Here is a 15,315-nt window from a genome sequence, read left to right on the forward strand (position 1 = left end):
ATGTGGAAACCTTGGCTGCAGAAGCAAAAGCGGATCAATTAGATCCCGCATTAAAACAAAAGAAAAATTCTAGTCTCTGGTTGGATTCCTTATCCAGGGTTGTAAAAAGTAAGACATCTCTAATGGGTTTGATCATCATTTCCTTATTGATTATTGTCGCTATCTTTGCTCCGCAAATAGCAACCCATTCTCCTACAGAACAGAACATCATTGAACGTTACCAGGCTCCATCAGGCGAGCATTGGCTTGGAACGGACGAGCTGGGAAGAGATATTTTCTCAAGACTTGTTTTCGGTGCCAGAATTACTATTAAAATCGGCGTCATTTGTGTAGGAATTTCCATGGTGACAGGAGTATTGCTCGGTTGTGTTGCCGGATATTTCGGCCGCTGGGTGGACCAGGTCATCATGCGGATCATCGACATTATGATGGCTTTTCCAAGCATCCTTCTCGCAATCGCTCTGGTTGCCGTACTTGGAAAAAGTTTGACCAATGCCATGATTGCCGTCGGGATCGTAGGGGTGCCGCATTTCGCAAGGATTGTCCGCTCCACGGTCCTATCAGTTAAAGAGACGGAATACATTGAGGCCTCCCGTGTTATCGGGGCTAAAAATGGACGGATTTTATTTTCACATGTACTGCCAAACTGCCTTGCTCCCATTATTGTACAAGCGACTTTAACAGTCGGAACAGCTATTTTGGATGCTGCAGGACTCAGCTTCCTGGGCTTAGGTGCCCAGCCGCCGACTCCGGAATGGGGAGCTATGCTAAGTGACGGCCGGTCTGCTTTGCAGACAGCGCCTTGGGTAGTCATGTTCCCGGGACTTGCCATATTCCTGGTAGTACTGGGATTCAATTTGTTCGGTGACGGACTGCGGGATGCATTAGACCCTCGTCTAAAGCAATAATTCAGAAATGGCTGCTCAAAAGCCTTCCTTAATGAGTAAACTCGAATAAACTAAACTGAAACAGGCGGACGGTAACCGCCTGTTTCAGTTTTTTTGTTGGGTTATCCCAATAAATTTATTTCACAATTTTTGGGACATCCCTTTTTGTTATAGTAGATCAGCCTATTAAGGCTTCTGCAAAAACCACCTTTTATTTTTCAGAATATTTAAGTAGAATAATAGTATATGGTTTATAAGTCATAGGTCCGATAACAGTTTTAAGCGTTGGGGGTATTTATGTGAGAAAATATACGATCATCATCCTTTGTTTTGTCATCAGTTTTGGTCTTATGGGGTTCCATGCTTATGAAACCTCCAGTCAATCGCTGTATATGTACCCTAACCTCCCGGCACCAATCGGAAAGGAACCTATGCTGATAACTTCAGCAGGCCAGTCAGTTGAAGGGGGTATCATTAAAAAGCTGGCAAACCAGCTGCATTTAGAAAATGACTATCGACCGCGTGCCTTAGCCAGTGACCTTTATGAATACAAAACATTAGTCATAGTTGTCGGCTATAGTTATAACGGATTGTTACATAAAGGCAGACAATTCAAGCAGGAACAGAAACGGATTAAGGAACTGATGGTTGAAGCTGAGAAGAGTAACCTTCCAGTCGTTGTATTCGATTTGGATATGCAGATCCGTGATTACAAAGAAACATGGGCAATGGTTGATCAGATACTGCCTTACACCGATTATTTTATTGGACGTCGTTATGATGAAACTCCTAAAGAACTAATGGAAAAGATCGAGAGGCATCGCCTGGCTTCCACATTTGTAAATGAAATACAAGACATGAAAATCCCTTTCAATTCAGTATTCAGGTAACTAGAGTAAATATAGTCCGGGAGACCTGGAAAATAGCCTCTTTAAGGAAGTGAAACAGCATGAATCAAAAGAACAATCCTTTTTGGGGTACTATCGGCTTCGTGTTGATTTTTTATGGAATGTTATTTCCAGCCTTGACGACAGATTGGTCACTATATATTTTCGAGGAAATCAACCGCAGTCTAAATGAAGAGGACAGTGGCAAACTGCTGGTGACCGCCTTTTCCTATATAACCAGAAATACCATCACTTTTTCCATGGTGTTTTTCGGTGCTCTCTTTCTTGCAGGCTATATCACTGGAAGCATCGCTACCCTTCGCTTTCAGGCTGTTTATATCGCAATAGCTCTTTCCGCTTTATTCGGAATTAACTTTCTTTACAAAGAATACTATTCTTTCCTCCCCTATCTGCTTACAATCGGGGCAATATTGTTTTTCAGTTCGTACCTGCCCAAACAACGTTATTTTGTATGGACCTTTTTGATATTACTGACCTTGACTACCATATCTTTTCAATGGCTGAATCTTATCCCGTCCTTAAGTGATTACGGCTTTGGTCAGAATGATATCTCTGTCAGTTTAAAGGCAGTCGATGACTTTTTGACGGATCATAACCTGTTTAACACAATTACCTTACTTTTCTTCCTGATCTTTTTCGTAATCGCTGTCATATTTACAACGTTGATACATCTTTTCAGCAAACAAATCGCAACGCTCAAGCTGTATCAGGCACAAGGAAAAGAACTTCAGAGAATCAGGAACGACCTGATAGAATCGAAAGTTTATCAGGAAATGCATACCCTTGTCCATGATTTAAAGACGCCCCTGGTTTCTGTAGAGGGCCTTCTATCATTGATGGAAATGAAGGTTCCGGATACCGATGAAAAAACAAAAAGCTATTATAATAGAATCAGCCGTTCCATTACGAGGATGAAAGACATGATTTCAGATATCCTCTACGAAGATGTACGCAAAGAATTACCAGCTCAACAATTGATGGATTACGTACTAAGCCACCTGTCTACCGATGACTTGCCGATACAGTTTGAAATGAATATTGCGAAAGATGTCCCTCTGCTCCACGTGAATAAAATCAGATTTGCTCGAGCGATTTCCAATATCCTTGAAAATTCAATGATTTACTTAACGGACCGTGGCGGCAAAATATCAATTGAGATATACCAAGAGAATGGACAAACCTATATTCAAATTGAAGATAACGGTCCTGGAATTGAACAAGCAAACCTCGTCAACATTTGGCAAGAAGGATTCAGCACGAAAAACTCCTCAGGGATTGGTCTACCGTTTGTGAAACGAGTGGTGGAAAACCATCTAGGAAACATAGAAGTTGTCAGTAAACCCGGTTCTCATACAAGGACGACTATAACCCTGCCTAATCCATCCAGAAAGGAAACCGTATCATGATATTGATCATCGATGACAACGAAGATATTCGTTTTACTTTAAAGGAAATATGTGAGTTCTCCGAATGGCCGTCCATGGAGGCACCGAACGGCAAGAAAGGAGTCGAAATGTTAAAAGCTCTTGAACCTGACCTTGTTTTGGTGGATTACCACATGCCAGGCTGGGACGGCTTGAAAACTGTAAAAGAAATTCGAAAACACGATAAGAATATCCCGATCATTGTATTAACAGTAGAAGAGCGCCAATCGGTTGCAAATAACTTCCTTGAGGCAGGAGCAACGGACTTTGCCATGAAGCCGATTAAAGCACCTGATCTCATTTCACGAATCAAACTGAATTTGAAGTATGCTAAACTGTCCCATAATGATCAGGAAATGTTCGTAGAAAAAGGGATTAATAAAGACACGATGAAATCGATCAAGCAATTCTTATATGAACAGGAAAATCCCGTGACCATCAATGACATCCAGGCTCAACTGCCTATTGCTTACCAAACTGTCCACCGCTATTTACACCATATGGTTGAAAAAGGAGATGTCGAAGTAGTAAGTGATTATGGCAGCAGGGGCCGGCCTAAAAATAAATATCAATTGATTTAAAACCAGCCGCCTTGCTACGTTTATTATGTAAGTTTTAGGGAATCATGGTAGAAGGAATTTTTGACTGATACCGTCGAAAGCTTTTGTTTGACCTTTATTGACCTTCGATGTATCATAAACGTATCACAATCTTTCACTAATTTAAAATCAGTGATGAGGAGGAATTTCATTGAATCTAGTACCTACAGTCATAGAACAAACAAATCGCGGAGAACGTGCTTATGACATTTATTCACGTTTGCTGAAAGACCGTATTATCATGTTAGGAAGCGCCATCGATGACAATGTTTCCAATTCCATCGTAGCTCAGCTTTTATTCCTGGCAGCAGATGATCCGGAAAAAGATATCTCCCTATACATCAACTCACCTGGCGGCTCCATTACAGCCGGCATGGCGATCTATGATACGATGCAGTTCATCAAGCCTAATGTTTCTACAATCTGTATCGGTATGGCAGCTTCCATGGGGGCGTTCCTCCTGGCAGCTGGGGAAAAAGGAAAACGTTACGCGCTTCCGAACAGTGAAGTAATGATTCATCAGCCATTAGGCGGAACGCAAGGACAAGCAGCTGATATTGAAATTCATGCCCGCCGGATCCTTGAAATGCGTGACAAAATCAACAAAATCCTTTCTGATCGTACTGGCCAGCCAATGGAAGTTATCGAGCGCGATACAGATCGTGACAACTTCATGCCGGCTGATAAAGCAAAAGAATACGGATTGATCGACAAAGTGATGGAAAACAAACCATCTTCCTGATAACAGACAAAAAAACCGACCATTTTTAAAGGGCTCAGAAGAACTGCTAACTTTTTGAGTTTTGGACTAAGAAGTAGCCGGATGGAACGATTTTCGTTCCATCCGGCTACTTTTGTTATAAGTAAGAGTGGCTTTCCTCTTATTCTTCCATGAGTTTCAATATTCTTTTTATATTGACGTTTAAGATAGCCATTGCCCCTTGCCCTCGCATGCCTCGAAGACCCTAGAATAAAAAAAGAGTGATTCTCTTTTATAAAATAAAGAAATTCACTCTTTTTTGTTTGACCTCTGTTCATTCCACGATGAGCGTTCGGTGGTGACGCCTGCGGGAACAGCGCGAGCCGAAGATCCACTTGGTCAAGTGATTTTCTTGACCAAGTTAGCTGAGGCCGTGCCCGCGGCAAGCATCCACCGCTAAGCAATTCGTGAGAATCATCAATAAACTTTAAAAGTTATTCTAGATTAGAAAGGACTTTTTCAGTAGCCTCCATTTTCGGCGGGTTTTTTTATATCTAATATCATCATCCTACTTCCCATGATAGAATAAGAATTAGTTTGTCTGAGTAAAGATGGAAAGGGTTTTAACATGATTACAAAAAAGCAACAACATATACTCTCTCCTGCCTTTGACCCATGGGAAGCATACATGGATGTGGAAGAGCATGGAGAAATGACGCTGTCTAACATAGAATTCACAACTACTACATTATGTAACATGAGGTGCGCTCATTGTGCTGTAGGAGATTCCCTGCAGGCTAAAGATCCAGAGGGTCTTCCCTTGGAACTTTTATTAAGCCGCCTGGATGAAATACCTCATCTACGGACATTAAGTATCACTGGCGGAGAACCGATGATGTCTAAAAAATCGGTCAACAATTACGTTGTTCCTCTGCTTAAATACGCCCATGATCGTGGTGTGAAAACCCAAATCAACTCTAATCTCACACTCCCCAATTCAAGATATGATGTCATCCTCCCTTATTTGGATGTGCTGCATATTTCTCATAACTGGGGAACAATTGATGAATTTGCAGAAACCGGATTTGCAAAAATGGAACGTAAGCCGGCTGTAGCTAATAGAATCAAATACTTTGAGCGGATGGTCGAAAATTCCAAGCAGCTATCTCGTGAGGGGGTTCTGGTATCAGCGGAAACGATGCTCAACAGACGTACGTTTCCTTACTTGGAATCCATTCATGAACACATAGTGGAAATGGAATGTGCCAGACATGAAGTACACCCAATGTACCCAGTCAAATTTGCTAAAAATATGGAAACTTTAAATCTTAGAGAGATGCGAGAGGCCATTACAAAATTGCTGGATATACAAAATAAAAATGTTTGGATGCTTTTTGGCACCCTGCCTTTTTATCCGTGCAGCAATGATATAGAAGAGCTGGAGTTATTGAAACGCCTTCAGAGAGAAAAAAATGTTACGGTAAGAAACGACCCGGATGGACGTTCCCGTTTGAACGTCAACATTTTCGACGGAGAAGTGATCGTAACTGATTTTGGGGATGAGCCCCCACTTGGGAATATCGCTGACATGTCTCTGCCTGCTATTTATGAAAAATGGCTGGGAAGTCATACGGCAAAAGCACTTAATTGCCATTGTCCGGCTGTCAAATGCCTTGGTCCCAACGCACTTGTCAAAGATGTCTATTACAAGGATATTAATTTCCAGGAACGAAAAAATAATATCATTTATTAAGAAAAGGCTGCCTTTAGGGGGCAGCCTTAATGCTTCTTCATTGTTCAATTATTCACAAAAAGACCAACAAAAAACTATTCTTTTTTAATAAAATTGACAAGCTGGTCCATCGCTATTTCTTCATCAGTTCCATCGGCGATTAATGTTATCTGTTCATCTGTCCCGACAGCTAAGCTCATCAGCCCCATAATACTTTTGGCATTCACACGCTTTTCATCTTTTTCAATAAACACATCTGATTTGAAACGATTAGCCAGTTGTACGAATTGTGCTGCTGGTCTAGCTTGCAATCCTGTCTCTAATTCAATCGTAATCGACCGTTCAACCACCTGCATTCTCCTCTCTCTTTATCGCTTTCTTCATGGAAAGCGTTACCATTCTGATTATAGAAAAAACGCTCTCAATGAAAGCGTTTTTTTGATTGCATTCATTATAGCATGAAAAACTGCCGGATAACACGAATAATATGTCAATTTCATGTATGATTACCGCTTTTTTCTGGAAAATCAACCTCTCCACGACGGACTTTATCAGCAAATTCATCGATTTTCCTCAGTCGATGGTTAATACCTGATTTACTGATTTTCCCGGTCGATACCAGTTCACCAAGCTCTTTTAAGGAAACCTCCTGATGCAAAAGCCGAAGCATCGCTATTTCCTGGAGCTTATCAGGTAATGCTTCCAGTCCAACTGTTTTCTCAATAAACTTAATGTTTTCAACCTGGCGGAATGCTGCCCCGATCGTTTTATTTAAATTGGCAGTCTCGCAATTCACAAGGCGATTGACAGAATTCCTCATATCCCGGACGATTCGGACATCCTCAAACTTGAATAATGCCTGATGGGCACCGATATTGCTTAAGAATTCCGTAATCTTTTCCGCTTCCTTGATATAAGTTATATAACCTTTTTTCCGTTCAAGCGTCCGGGCTCTAAGATTGAACTCATTCATCAATTCACACAAGGCTTCGTTATGTTCCTGGTAGGCTGTATATATCTCTAAATGGTACGAGGATGTCTCCGGGTTGTTGACAGAGCCACCTGCAAGAAATGCACCGCGTAAATAGGCACGCTTGCAGCAGGTATCCTGTTTATATCGTTCGGATATTTTACGGTTGAATGTAAAGGGACCTCCGTTTAAGATATCCAATTCTTCGAGAAGGCCTTTCACTTCATCCTTCAAGCGGACTATATAGACATTATTCTTTTTCAGACGCATTTTTTTTCGGACGAGCAGCTCCACCCGGTGTGGGTAGACCTTCTTAATTAATGTATATAATCGACGGGCAATTGCAGCGTTTTCCGTCTGGACATCCAGTACGTAATTCTTATCGGAGTTCAGGGAAACCGAACCGTTCATCCGGATCAATGCTGCAAGTTCCGAGTACACACAACAGTCCTCTACATGAGCATTGGTCAACTCTTTTTTTATCTCCGAAGCAAAAGACATACGCTCACCTCCTCTGTTAAAACAACCTATCTTTATATCATCTTATAAAGCAGGCTGGCAATCTTTGCTGTATCATGACGCAGCATTGGCTGAGAATGATCAATGATGTCTTCTTCAATCACTTCTACTTCCATTTCACGAATACGTTCATTATCATAAACAACTGGCTCTGCCTGTTCCTGGGCATAGACTTTACGCATATCTTGTTCAATCGGTTTGTTATGGACGATTATCGAATGGACACAGCCCTGGCCGATATGGTTGTGGATCGCCTGGACATGATCGCCTGCAGTGTACCCATCTGTCTCTCCATGCTGGGTCATAACATTGCAAACATAAGTGACTTTTCCATCGGTATTGCGCAAAGCGTCTGATATTTCAGGAATAATGATATTCGGCAATGTACTTGTATACAGACTGCCAGGCGCAATGACGACAATATCTGCCTGTTTGATCGCTTCCACTGCTTCCGGTAGCGGCTGGACAGGATCCGGCTCTAAAAAGACGCGTTTGATCCTTTTTTCCTGTTTAGGAATGTTGGATTCCCCAGAAACAAGTGTCCCGTCTTCCATTTCAGCATGCAGGTACATATTCTGATTGGCTATAGGATAAATTTTCCCCTTTACATTCAGAACCCGGGAAATCTCCTTGATACCGGTGAAAAAATCCCCTTTCATCGATGTCAAGGCTGCTAACAGTAGGTTACCCATGGAATGTCCGGACAATCCATTTCCATTTTTAAACCGATGCTGAAACAACTCAAGCAGCATCGGTTCGGCATCCGAAAGTGCAGCTATGACGTTACGGATGTCTCCGGGAGCAGGAATAGCCATTTCTGTCCGGAGACGACCCGAGCTTCCTCCATCATCCGCTACCGTTACAATGGCCGACAAGTCTATCGGGTAATTCTTTAAACCGCGGAGCAAAACAGGCATCCCTGTGCCTCCTCCAAGTACGACGACTTGCGGACGTTTATTCGTAGACATTACTTACCCTTCCTTTTGTCGATATCCCGATGACTGACGTGTGTGACAAAGTCAGTAGAGAAATGCTTTTGCAAATGTTCAGCGATCGCTACCGAGCGATGCTGGCCTCCTGTGCATCCGATACCGACGATCAATTGGCTTTTACCTTCCCGTTTATATTGCGGCAGCATGAACTGCAGCAAGTCAATCAGCTTCTCCATGAATTTCTGGCTGTCTGACCATTTGAACACATACGAAGATACCTCTGTATTTAAACCAGTAAGCGGCTGCATGTGCTCGACGTAATGGGGGTTCGGTAAAAACCTGACATCGAATATCAGATCAGCATCAATGGGAACACCGTATTTAAAACCGAACGAAACCATTTGGACAGAGAAGATTTCCCTTTTCTTTTGGGTATTCGCATAGGTCTCGATAATCTGTTCCCTAAGCTCCCTTGGCTTCAGATCACTTGTGTCAATAATGGTCTGTGCTCTGCCTCGAAGTTCATCAAGCATCCGTCGTTCCTGCTTTATCCCTTCCATCGGCAAGCCTTCTTTAGCGAGTGGGTGAGAACGACGCGTCTCTTTGTAGCGAGAAACCAGGGATTGGTCCTGAGCATCTAAAAATAATATGTGTTCCTGCAGCCAAGGCTCATCAACAAGCTTATCAAGCACTTCAAGTAAGGAATCGAAAAATTCCCTTCCCCGTAAATCCATTACGAGAGCTACATTCTCAATATTATTGGAAGAATCTTTCATTAGCTCAAGAAACTTTGGAAGCAGTGCAGGAGGTAAGTTATCGACACAGAAGAAACCAAGATCTTCAAAACTCTGGACTGCAACCGTTTTTCCGGCTCCAGACATTCCTGTGATGATGACTAATTGTGTTTCCTGCTCTTTTTTCATATCTTGTTTCTCTCCTTATTAATTACAGGCCTTTTTAGCCCCTTATTTCAAGACTGCTCATTCTGCACCAGCAGGATCAAGATCGATGTCAAGCAACTTGTAATCAGGGGTATAGACAAATGTTCCGTATATTTGCTGATCATTATCAAGTATATGTTCGAATATCGAACGATCTCCTTCGGCCATCGGCTTTTTTAAAACTTCATCCACAGCCACCCACTCGAGTTCACCCTCTTCACTTTCACCCAAAAGGTTGCCATGAAAATCTTCACAATAAAAAGTGAACATCATCCATTCCTGGACTGTTTCGTTTCCATCCCTGACAATAAAAGTGAAGGACCCCTTCAATTCAGGCTGCTCTATCGACAACCCTGTTTCTTCTCTGAATTCCCTGACTACTGATTCCTTGATGGACTCACCTGGTTCCATTTTACCTCCTGGAGCCACATACCATCCACGTCTGGGTTTTTTTAACATCAGTATCTTATCGTCAACTTTCAAAATACAATTCGTCACCCGTTGCATTCCGTCACCTCATTCTCTTCCGAGGACATCTCGCTCTATTATACTATGAATCGCATTACGGTAACAATGTAGCAAATTCCAAAAAAAATACACAGGCGCACATGCACCTGTGTGTGAAATAGATTTATCTATTAAAAGGGGGTCAATTAATTATAATAATTGTACCCCAAAATTGTTTCAGGCGTGTTACAGGAGGGTTAAGATGCAATTACTATTCGAGCTATCCCTGCTTTTTATATTCTAATTTTTTACTGTATTCAATTCCTCCATAAGGTTCTCGATATAGTGCTGGGCAGATTGTGCTGCAATACTTCCATCTCCGGTAGCAGTGACAATCTGGCGAAGCATTTTTTCACGGATATCGCCTGCTGCAAAAATTCCTGGAACTTTTGTTTCCATCTTCTCATCAGTGATGATATAACCCTGGTCATTGGTGATGCCCAGACTTGCAAATGGCCCACTTAATGGAATCATACCGATATAGATGAAAACTCCATCCGTATTGAAGTCGTACTCTTCCCCTGTCTTTTTGTTTTCCAACGTGACACTGCCAACTTTTCCATCCTTGTCATTAATTGATTTTAAAACAGTATCCCAGATGAACTCGACTTTTTCATTATCGAAAGCGCGCTGCTGTAAAATCGGCTGCGCCCGCAGTTCATCGCGTCGGTGAATGATAGTGACTTTACTGGCAAAGCGAGTCAGGTATACACCTTCTTCGACAGCGGAATCGCCGCCTCCAATAACGACCAGCTCTTTATCACGGAAAAATGCACCATCACAAACAGCACAGTAGGAAACACCGCGGCCGCCAAGCTCTTTTTCGCCAGGTACGCCGATTTCTTTGTATTTAGCACCAGTACCAATGATGACAGCACGTGCTTTATATTCTTTATTACCGGCTACGACAGTTTTGTATTCTTTACCGTCAATGATTTCCTTGATATCGCCATAAGCATATTCTGCTCCGAATTTCTTCGCATGTTCAAACATTTTATTAGATAGATCCGGGCCAAGAATACTTTCATAGCCTGGATAGTTTTCCACATCTTCTGTATTTGCCATCTGACCGCCCGGAATGCCTCGCTCGATCATAAGTGTATCGAGGTTAGCACGAGAAGTATAGACAGCGGCTGTCATGCCCGCCGGGCCAGCTCCTGCAATGATGACATCATAAATTCGCTCTTCCATATTTTCCACCCCTCATTGAACAATGACTCTAGCCGTTGTTATCTGCTTTATCATAATCATCCTATTAAACAGACTGCTCTTGCGTCTATTAATATGCTCATGCAAAAAAAAAGGAACGTCATATCCCCAGAAAATCAGGAAACGTTCCATGGTCCACCTTCCTCGCTCATTTCCGGATACTTCCGGCAGCCCTGTTCCCATAAGTGAAGGGCCTTGGATGGATTACCGGTATGATACGTAGCAATACTGTGCCATTTATAAAAGGCTTTTGCTTGTTTGACACCTCTCGATCGTATCGAGCGGAACCTTTCGCATGCCTCATGATAATAACCGGTCCTCGTCATTGCCTGGGCAATGAACAGCTTCTGCTGATCATGGATGGGATAGATATTGCGGATAATTTCAATGTGTGCTTCGCTTTTTTCGATTTCTTTCCGTTCCTTGTAGAATATCGCCAGGTTGACATGGCTGTATAAATTATTCTGCTCGTTTTCCAGCCATTGCAGTTCAAGCTCGATCGCTTCCTGTTCGTCTCCCTGTTTAAAAAGGGCAAAGCTGTATTCATGCCTGGCAGCAGTGTAATGAGGGAATAATTGCATCATTTCCTCAAGCAGCACAATAGCCTTATCCCACTCTTTATGCTCCAGGTGATATAGTGCCGTCTCTTGATACACTAACAGTTCATCTTCATCGTCCAGCATCCATTCATCATCATCTTCTTCATCCTCGATGGAAGTAAACAATTCAAGCAGCTGCTCTGCTGCCTCCTGGAAATCCCCCTGCTCGGTTTTTTCCAAATAGGCTTCTGCATATTTCCTGGCATCCGTAAATAAACCGAGATGGGCATAATTATTTGCAATCAGATAATAACAGTCCACATATTCTTTTCCGAAGACGGATAATACCTCCGTCAATAATTGGTTCGCTTTATGATAGGAGCCTACTTCTGTATAGACCACAGATAGCTGACAGGAATAGAGTGGCTCATCCGGAGTCATATCAATCGCTTTCTTCAGCCATTTTTCCGCTGATTGGAAATTTCGTTTCTGAAAAGCCTGAACACCATGGGTGAAATAAAACTCACCAGTCGGTAAGAATGGAATCACCTTATTATTCGCTTGTGTTGCTTTTGCCTTTTCAGATGTGGGCATACATATCCTCCTATCACGTTTCAGTACGTATGAAAGTATATCATACATAAAAAGCTTGCAATAGAGGTATTTTGACAAAATCCGTAAAATTAATACAGGTTACTTGTCGTGTCTTGTCACAAGAACATCCAAAACTTTGTCGAAAGGCACATCTCGATCCGTTAATAAAAGGAACAAGTGGAATAACAAGTCTGCTGACTCCATAGATAGTTCTTCCGGATCGTTATTCTTGGCAGCAATAATCACTTCTCCAGCTTCTTCTCCAATTTTTTTAGCGATGCGGTCTACACCCTCCTGGAATAGCGCTGCCGTATAGGAATCTTCCGGACTTTCAGCTTTTCTCTTGGCCAGCACTTCTTGGAGGAGATCGAGAATCGCATATCTATTTTCTGGTATCTGTGCTTGACTATCCGTCAATTTTTCCGAAAAACAGGTATAGTCGCCTTTATGACAGGCCGGTCCACTTGGGATGACCTGCACGAGAAGAGCATCCTGATCACAGTCATAATGGATGCTTGTAACTTTTTGTGTGTTCCCCGACGATTCTCCTTTATGCCACAATTCCTCGCGGGAACGACTGTAAAAAACCGTTTCTCCTAGATCAAGTGTTTTCTGCAAAGAGGTCTTATTCATATAAGCAAGGGTCAGGACAGTTTTGCTTCTTGCATCCTGCACTATCGCTGGGACGAGTCCGTCCTTATCGTAATTGACTTCTTCCAAGTTCATCGTACCACCACTCCTTCTTTCGCAAGGTAATCTTTCACATTCTGGATCGATGTCTCTTTATAATGAAAAATAGAGGCAGCTAGAGCTGCGTCCGCATCCGCCTGTTTAAATACCTCATGGAAATGTTCGGCATCTCCGGCTCCGCCTGAAGCGATTACCGGCACATTAACAACCCCCTGGACAGCCTGAAGCAGCTTAATGTCAAAGCCCGTTTTCTCTCCGTCTTTGTCCATGGAAGTAAGCAGGATTTCTCCGGCCCCTAGTCTCACCGCTTCCCTTGCCCACTCTTCGATAAGCCAATCTGTCGCCGTTCGTCCTCCATGGGTGTAAACTCGCCATGTATCAACTGAGGCATCATATTTGGCATCGATCGCGACGACAATACATTGGGTACCAAAAAAATCAGCACTTTCCCTGATCAGCTCCGGGCGCTTTACTGCTGCAGAATTCAGCGAAACTTTATCCGCTCCTGCTCGGAGAATCGCCTTGATATCCTCGAGTGAACCAATTCCCCCGCCAACTGTAAATGGAATAGCCAATTCGGCAGCAACCTGGCGGACCACCTCGATCATCGTTTTCCTGCCTTCATGGCTGGCAGAGATGTCCAGGAATACCAGCTCATCTGCTCCTTGCTCATCATAGACTTTGGCAAGCTCGACAGGATCACCGGCATCACGAATATCAATGAACTGGATGCCTTTAACAACTCGTCCTTCTTTGACATCAAGACAAGGAATAATCCTTTTGGTTAGCATTACTCTTCCTCCTTCAAAGCATCTGCCAGACTGAACTTTCCAGTATAAAGCGCTTTGCCGACAATCGATCCGATGACATGCCTATCCTGATACTGTTTCAATGTCTGCAGATCCTCGATGCCTTTAATACCTCCGGAAGCTATTACATCTGTATCTGTTTCTTCTGCTAGTCGGACAATCTCATTCGTATTAGGTCCGGAAAGCATTCCATCTTTGGCAATATCCGTGTAAATGAATGTCTCTGCCCCTGCATCTGCCAATTCTTTACCCAGATCAACAGCGGCGACTTCTGAACGCTTGAGCCATCCTTCTGTTGCCACATAGCCATCTTTTGCATCGATACCGATGACAATTTGTTCCCCGAAGTCTGCCAGCAGCTGTTTTGTCAGCGGCAGATCACGTATTGCCAGGGAACCGATGATCACTCTGTCCACACCTTTATCCAAATAAAAACGGACATCCTGTTCTGAACGGATGCCTCCTCCGATTTGCACCTGACATTCTAATTCTTCGGCAACTTTTATGACATGCTCCGCATTCTTCCTGGATCCTTCTTTCGCACCGTCTAAATCGACCATATGAATCCATGTAGCACCTGTTTCAGCAAATTGCTTCGCAACTTCAAATGGGTTTTCTCCATAAACGGTTTCTTTATTGAAATCTCCCTGCTCAAGGCGGACACACTTCCCATTCCGCATGTCAATGGCAGGAAATATCGTAAAACTCATCACACTCGCCCTCCCTGTGGCTGTACTATGCGCTTACAAAAGTTCTCCAGCAGTTTCATACCGGCATGGCTGCTTTTTTCTGGATGGAACTGGCTTGCAAATAAAGAATCCTTCCCGACAATACCAGGAACTTCAACGTGGTAATCTGCTGTTGAGAGTAAAATGGATGTGTCTTTCGTAAATACATAATAAGAATGGACGAAATATACATATTCCTCACCAATGCCGGTGAGCAATGGATGACCTGGCTGCCGGATATTAAGCCGATTCCACCCCATATGAGGCACTTTATATTTATGTCCTTCCTCGTCAATGCCAGGAAACTTTACGATTCTCCCCGGTAACAGACCTAGTCCTTTAGTCTCTCCGTTCTCTTCGCTTTCTTCAAATAAAAGCTGCATGCCAAGACAGATGCCATATATCGGGACACCGGCTTTTGCCTTTTCCTTAATAAATGGAATGAATCCATGTGCTTCCAATGCTTTGATGGCGTCCGGAAATGCACCAACTCCAGGCAAAATGTAACCATCACAATGTTCTATTTCTTCCGGATGTTCGCCAAATTGATAGGGAACTTGCAGGCGCTCCAGTGCCTTGGAGACACTGAACAGGTTCCCCATCCCATAATCGATGATTCCAATCATA

General features: G+C 42.9%; 17 protein-coding genes. 6 read left to right on the forward strand and 11 right to left on the reverse strand.

The window, feature by feature from the left end:
* Nucleotides 1-11 precede the first annotated feature (11 nt).
* From nikC to yfkAB, 6 genes are all read left to right on the forward strand, one after another.
* Nucleotides 12-908 (forward strand): nickel transporter permease, encoded by an 897-nt coding sequence (gene nikC, locus JOC33_RS01220; protein WP_239533931.1) that lies wholly within the window; start codon nt 12-14, stop codon nt 906-908.
* 278 nt (nt 909-1,186) lie between these two features.
* Entirely contained in the window at nt 1,187-1,777 is a 591-nt protein-coding gene (locus tag JOC33_RS01225) for a DUF6305 family protein (protein WP_205090200.1), read from the forward strand.
* Nucleotides 1,778-1,836: 59 nt separating this feature from the next.
* Nucleotides 1,837-3,201 (forward strand): sensor histidine kinase, encoded by a 1,365-nt coding sequence (locus JOC33_RS01230; protein ID WP_205090201.1) that lies wholly within the window; start codon nt 1,837-1,839, stop codon nt 3,199-3,201.
* Nucleotides 3,198-3,800, forward strand: a complete 603-nt coding sequence (locus tag JOC33_RS01235) for a response regulator (protein WP_239533932.1) — start codon at nt 3,198-3,200, stop codon at nt 3,798-3,800. The genes JOC33_RS01230 and JOC33_RS01235 overlap by 4 nt, the downstream gene beginning before the upstream one ends.
* A 169-nt stretch (nt 3,801-3,969) precedes the next feature.
* Nucleotides 3,970-4,560 (forward strand): ATP-dependent Clp endopeptidase proteolytic subunit ClpP, encoded by a 591-nt coding sequence (clpP, locus tag JOC33_RS01240; protein ID WP_205090202.1) that lies wholly within the window; start codon nt 3,970-3,972, stop codon nt 4,558-4,560.
* A 586-nt stretch (nt 4,561-5,146) separates the two neighbouring features.
* On the forward strand, nt 5,147-6,271 hold the full coding sequence (yfkAB, locus tag JOC33_RS01245) for a radical SAM/CxCxxxxC motif protein YfkAB (protein ID WP_205090203.1): 1,125 nt from the start codon (nt 5,147-5,149) through the stop codon (nt 6,269-6,271).
* A gap of 74 nt (nt 6,272-6,345) precedes the next feature.
* Here the strand turns inward: yfkAB and JOC33_RS01250 are convergent, their stop codons facing one another.
* The 11 genes from JOC33_RS01250 to hisH all read right to left on the reverse strand — a co-directional run bounded on the left by JOC33_RS01250 (nt 6,346) and on the right by hisH (nt 15,314).
* A complete protein-coding gene (locus tag JOC33_RS01250; RefSeq protein WP_205091501.1) occupies nt 6,346-6,600 on the reverse strand; it encodes an HPr family phosphocarrier protein in 255 nt (84 codons plus the stop codon).
* Nucleotides 6,601-6,746: 146 nt separating this feature from the next.
* A complete protein-coding gene (gene whiA / locus JOC33_RS01255; protein ID WP_205090207.1) occupies nt 6,747-7,721 on the reverse strand; it encodes a DNA-binding protein WhiA in 975 nt (324 codons plus the stop codon).
* A gap of 32 nt (nt 7,722-7,753) precedes the next feature.
* A complete protein-coding gene (locus JOC33_RS01260) occupies nt 7,754-8,707 on the reverse strand; it encodes a gluconeogenesis factor YvcK family protein (protein WP_205090209.1) in 954 nt (317 codons plus the stop codon).
* Nucleotides 8,707-9,594: an RNase adapter RapZ gene (rapZ, locus tag JOC33_RS01265; RefSeq protein ID WP_205090210.1), complete on the reverse strand. Its 888-nt coding sequence runs from the start codon at nt 9,592-9,594 to the stop codon at nt 8,707-8,709. Before rapZ ends, JOC33_RS01260 begins: the two co-directional genes overlap by 1 nt.
* A 57-nt stretch (nt 9,595-9,651) precedes the next feature.
* Nucleotides 9,652-10,119, reverse strand: coding sequence for an NUDIX hydrolase (locus tag JOC33_RS01270; protein WP_205090211.1), 468 nt, complete (start codon nt 10,117-10,119; stop codon nt 9,652-9,654).
* A 240-nt stretch (nt 10,120-10,359) separates the two neighbouring features.
* Nucleotides 10,360-11,310: a thioredoxin-disulfide reductase gene (trxB, locus tag JOC33_RS01275; protein ID WP_205090212.1), complete on the reverse strand. Its 951-nt coding sequence runs from the start codon at nt 11,308-11,310 to the stop codon at nt 10,360-10,362.
* Between the two features lie 134 nt (nt 11,311-11,444).
* Entirely contained in the window at nt 11,445-12,461 is a 1,017-nt protein-coding gene (locus JOC33_RS01280) for a tetratricopeptide repeat protein (protein ID WP_205090213.1), read from the reverse strand.
* 99 nt (nt 12,462-12,560) lie between these two features.
* Complete coding sequence (gene hisIE / locus JOC33_RS01285; protein ID WP_205090215.1) at nt 12,561-13,187, reverse strand: bifunctional phosphoribosyl-AMP cyclohydrolase/phosphoribosyl-ATP diphosphatase HisIE; 627 nt, start codon at nt 13,185-13,187, stop codon at nt 12,561-12,563.
* Nucleotides 13,184-13,942: an imidazole glycerol phosphate synthase subunit HisF gene (hisF, locus tag JOC33_RS01290; protein WP_205090216.1), complete on the reverse strand. Its 759-nt coding sequence runs from the start codon at nt 13,940-13,942 to the stop codon at nt 13,184-13,186. The genes hisIE and hisF overlap by 4 nt, the downstream gene beginning before the upstream one ends.
* Entirely contained in the window at nt 13,942-14,670 is a 729-nt protein-coding gene (gene hisA / locus JOC33_RS01295; protein ID WP_205090217.1) for a 1-(5-phosphoribosyl)-5-[(5-phosphoribosylamino)methylideneamino]imidazole-4-carboxamide isomerase, read from the reverse strand. Before hisA ends, hisF begins: the two co-directional genes overlap by 1 nt.
* Nucleotides 14,670-15,314 (reverse strand): imidazole glycerol phosphate synthase subunit HisH, encoded by a 645-nt coding sequence (gene hisH, locus JOC33_RS01300; protein ID WP_205090219.1) that lies wholly within the window; start codon nt 15,312-15,314, stop codon nt 14,670-14,672. The genes hisA and hisH overlap by 1 nt, the downstream gene beginning before the upstream one ends.
* Nucleotide 15,315 lies beyond the last annotated feature (1 nt).

Origin of the sequence: Thalassobacillus pellis (genome assembly GCF_016908295.1) — a bacterium.
Classification (GTDB): domain Bacteria; phylum Bacillota; class Bacilli; order Bacillales; family Halobacillaceae; genus Thalassobacillus; species Thalassobacillus pellis.

Bases quoted from the DNA above. Each gene is read 5' to 3' on its own strand.
- hisF (WP_205090216.1), bottom strand. From the start codon at position 13,942: ATGCTAACCAAAAGGATTATTCCTTGTCTTGATGTCAAAGAAGGACGA.
- yfkAB (WP_205090203.1), top strand. From the start codon at position 5,147: ATGATTACAAAAAAGCAACAACATATACTCTCTCCTGCCTTTGACCCA.
- JOC33_RS01270 (WP_205090211.1), bottom strand. From the start codon at position 10,119: ATGCAACGGGTGACGAATTGTATTTTGAAAGTTGACGATAAGATACTG.
- JOC33_RS01230 (WP_205090201.1), top strand. From the start codon at position 1,837: ATGAATCAAAAGAACAATCCTTTTTGGGGTACTATCGGCTTCGTGTTG.
- hisA (WP_205090217.1), bottom strand. From the start codon at position 14,670: ATGAGTTTTACGATATTTCCTGCCATTGACATGCGGAATGGGAAGTGT.
- rapZ (WP_205090210.1), bottom strand. From the start codon at position 9,594: ATGAAAAAAGAGCAGGAAACACAATTAGTCATCATCACAGGAATGTCT.
- hisH (WP_205090219.1), bottom strand. From the start codon at position 15,314: ATGATTGGAATCATCGATTATGGGATGGGGAACCTGTTCAGTGTCTCC.
- JOC33_RS01280 (WP_205090213.1), bottom strand. From the start codon at position 12,461: ATGCCCACATCTGAAAAGGCAAAAGCAACACAAGCGAATAATAAGGTG.
- hisIE (WP_205090215.1), bottom strand. From the start codon at position 13,187: ATGAACTTGGAAGAAGTCAATTACGATAAGGACGGACTCGTCCCAGCG.
- JOC33_RS01260 (WP_205090209.1), bottom strand. From the start codon at position 8,707: ATGTCTACGAATAAACGTCCGCAAGTCGTCGTACTTGGAGGAGGCACA.
- JOC33_RS01235 (WP_239533932.1), top strand. From the start codon at position 3,198: ATGATATTGATCATCGATGACAACGAAGATATTCGTTTTACTTTAAAG.
- trxB (WP_205090212.1), bottom strand. From the start codon at position 11,310: ATGGAAGAGCGAATTTATGATGTCATCATTGCAGGAGCTGGCCCGGCG.
- whiA (WP_205090207.1), bottom strand. From the start codon at position 7,721: ATGTCTTTTGCTTCGGAGATAAAAAAAGAGTTGACCAATGCTCATGTA.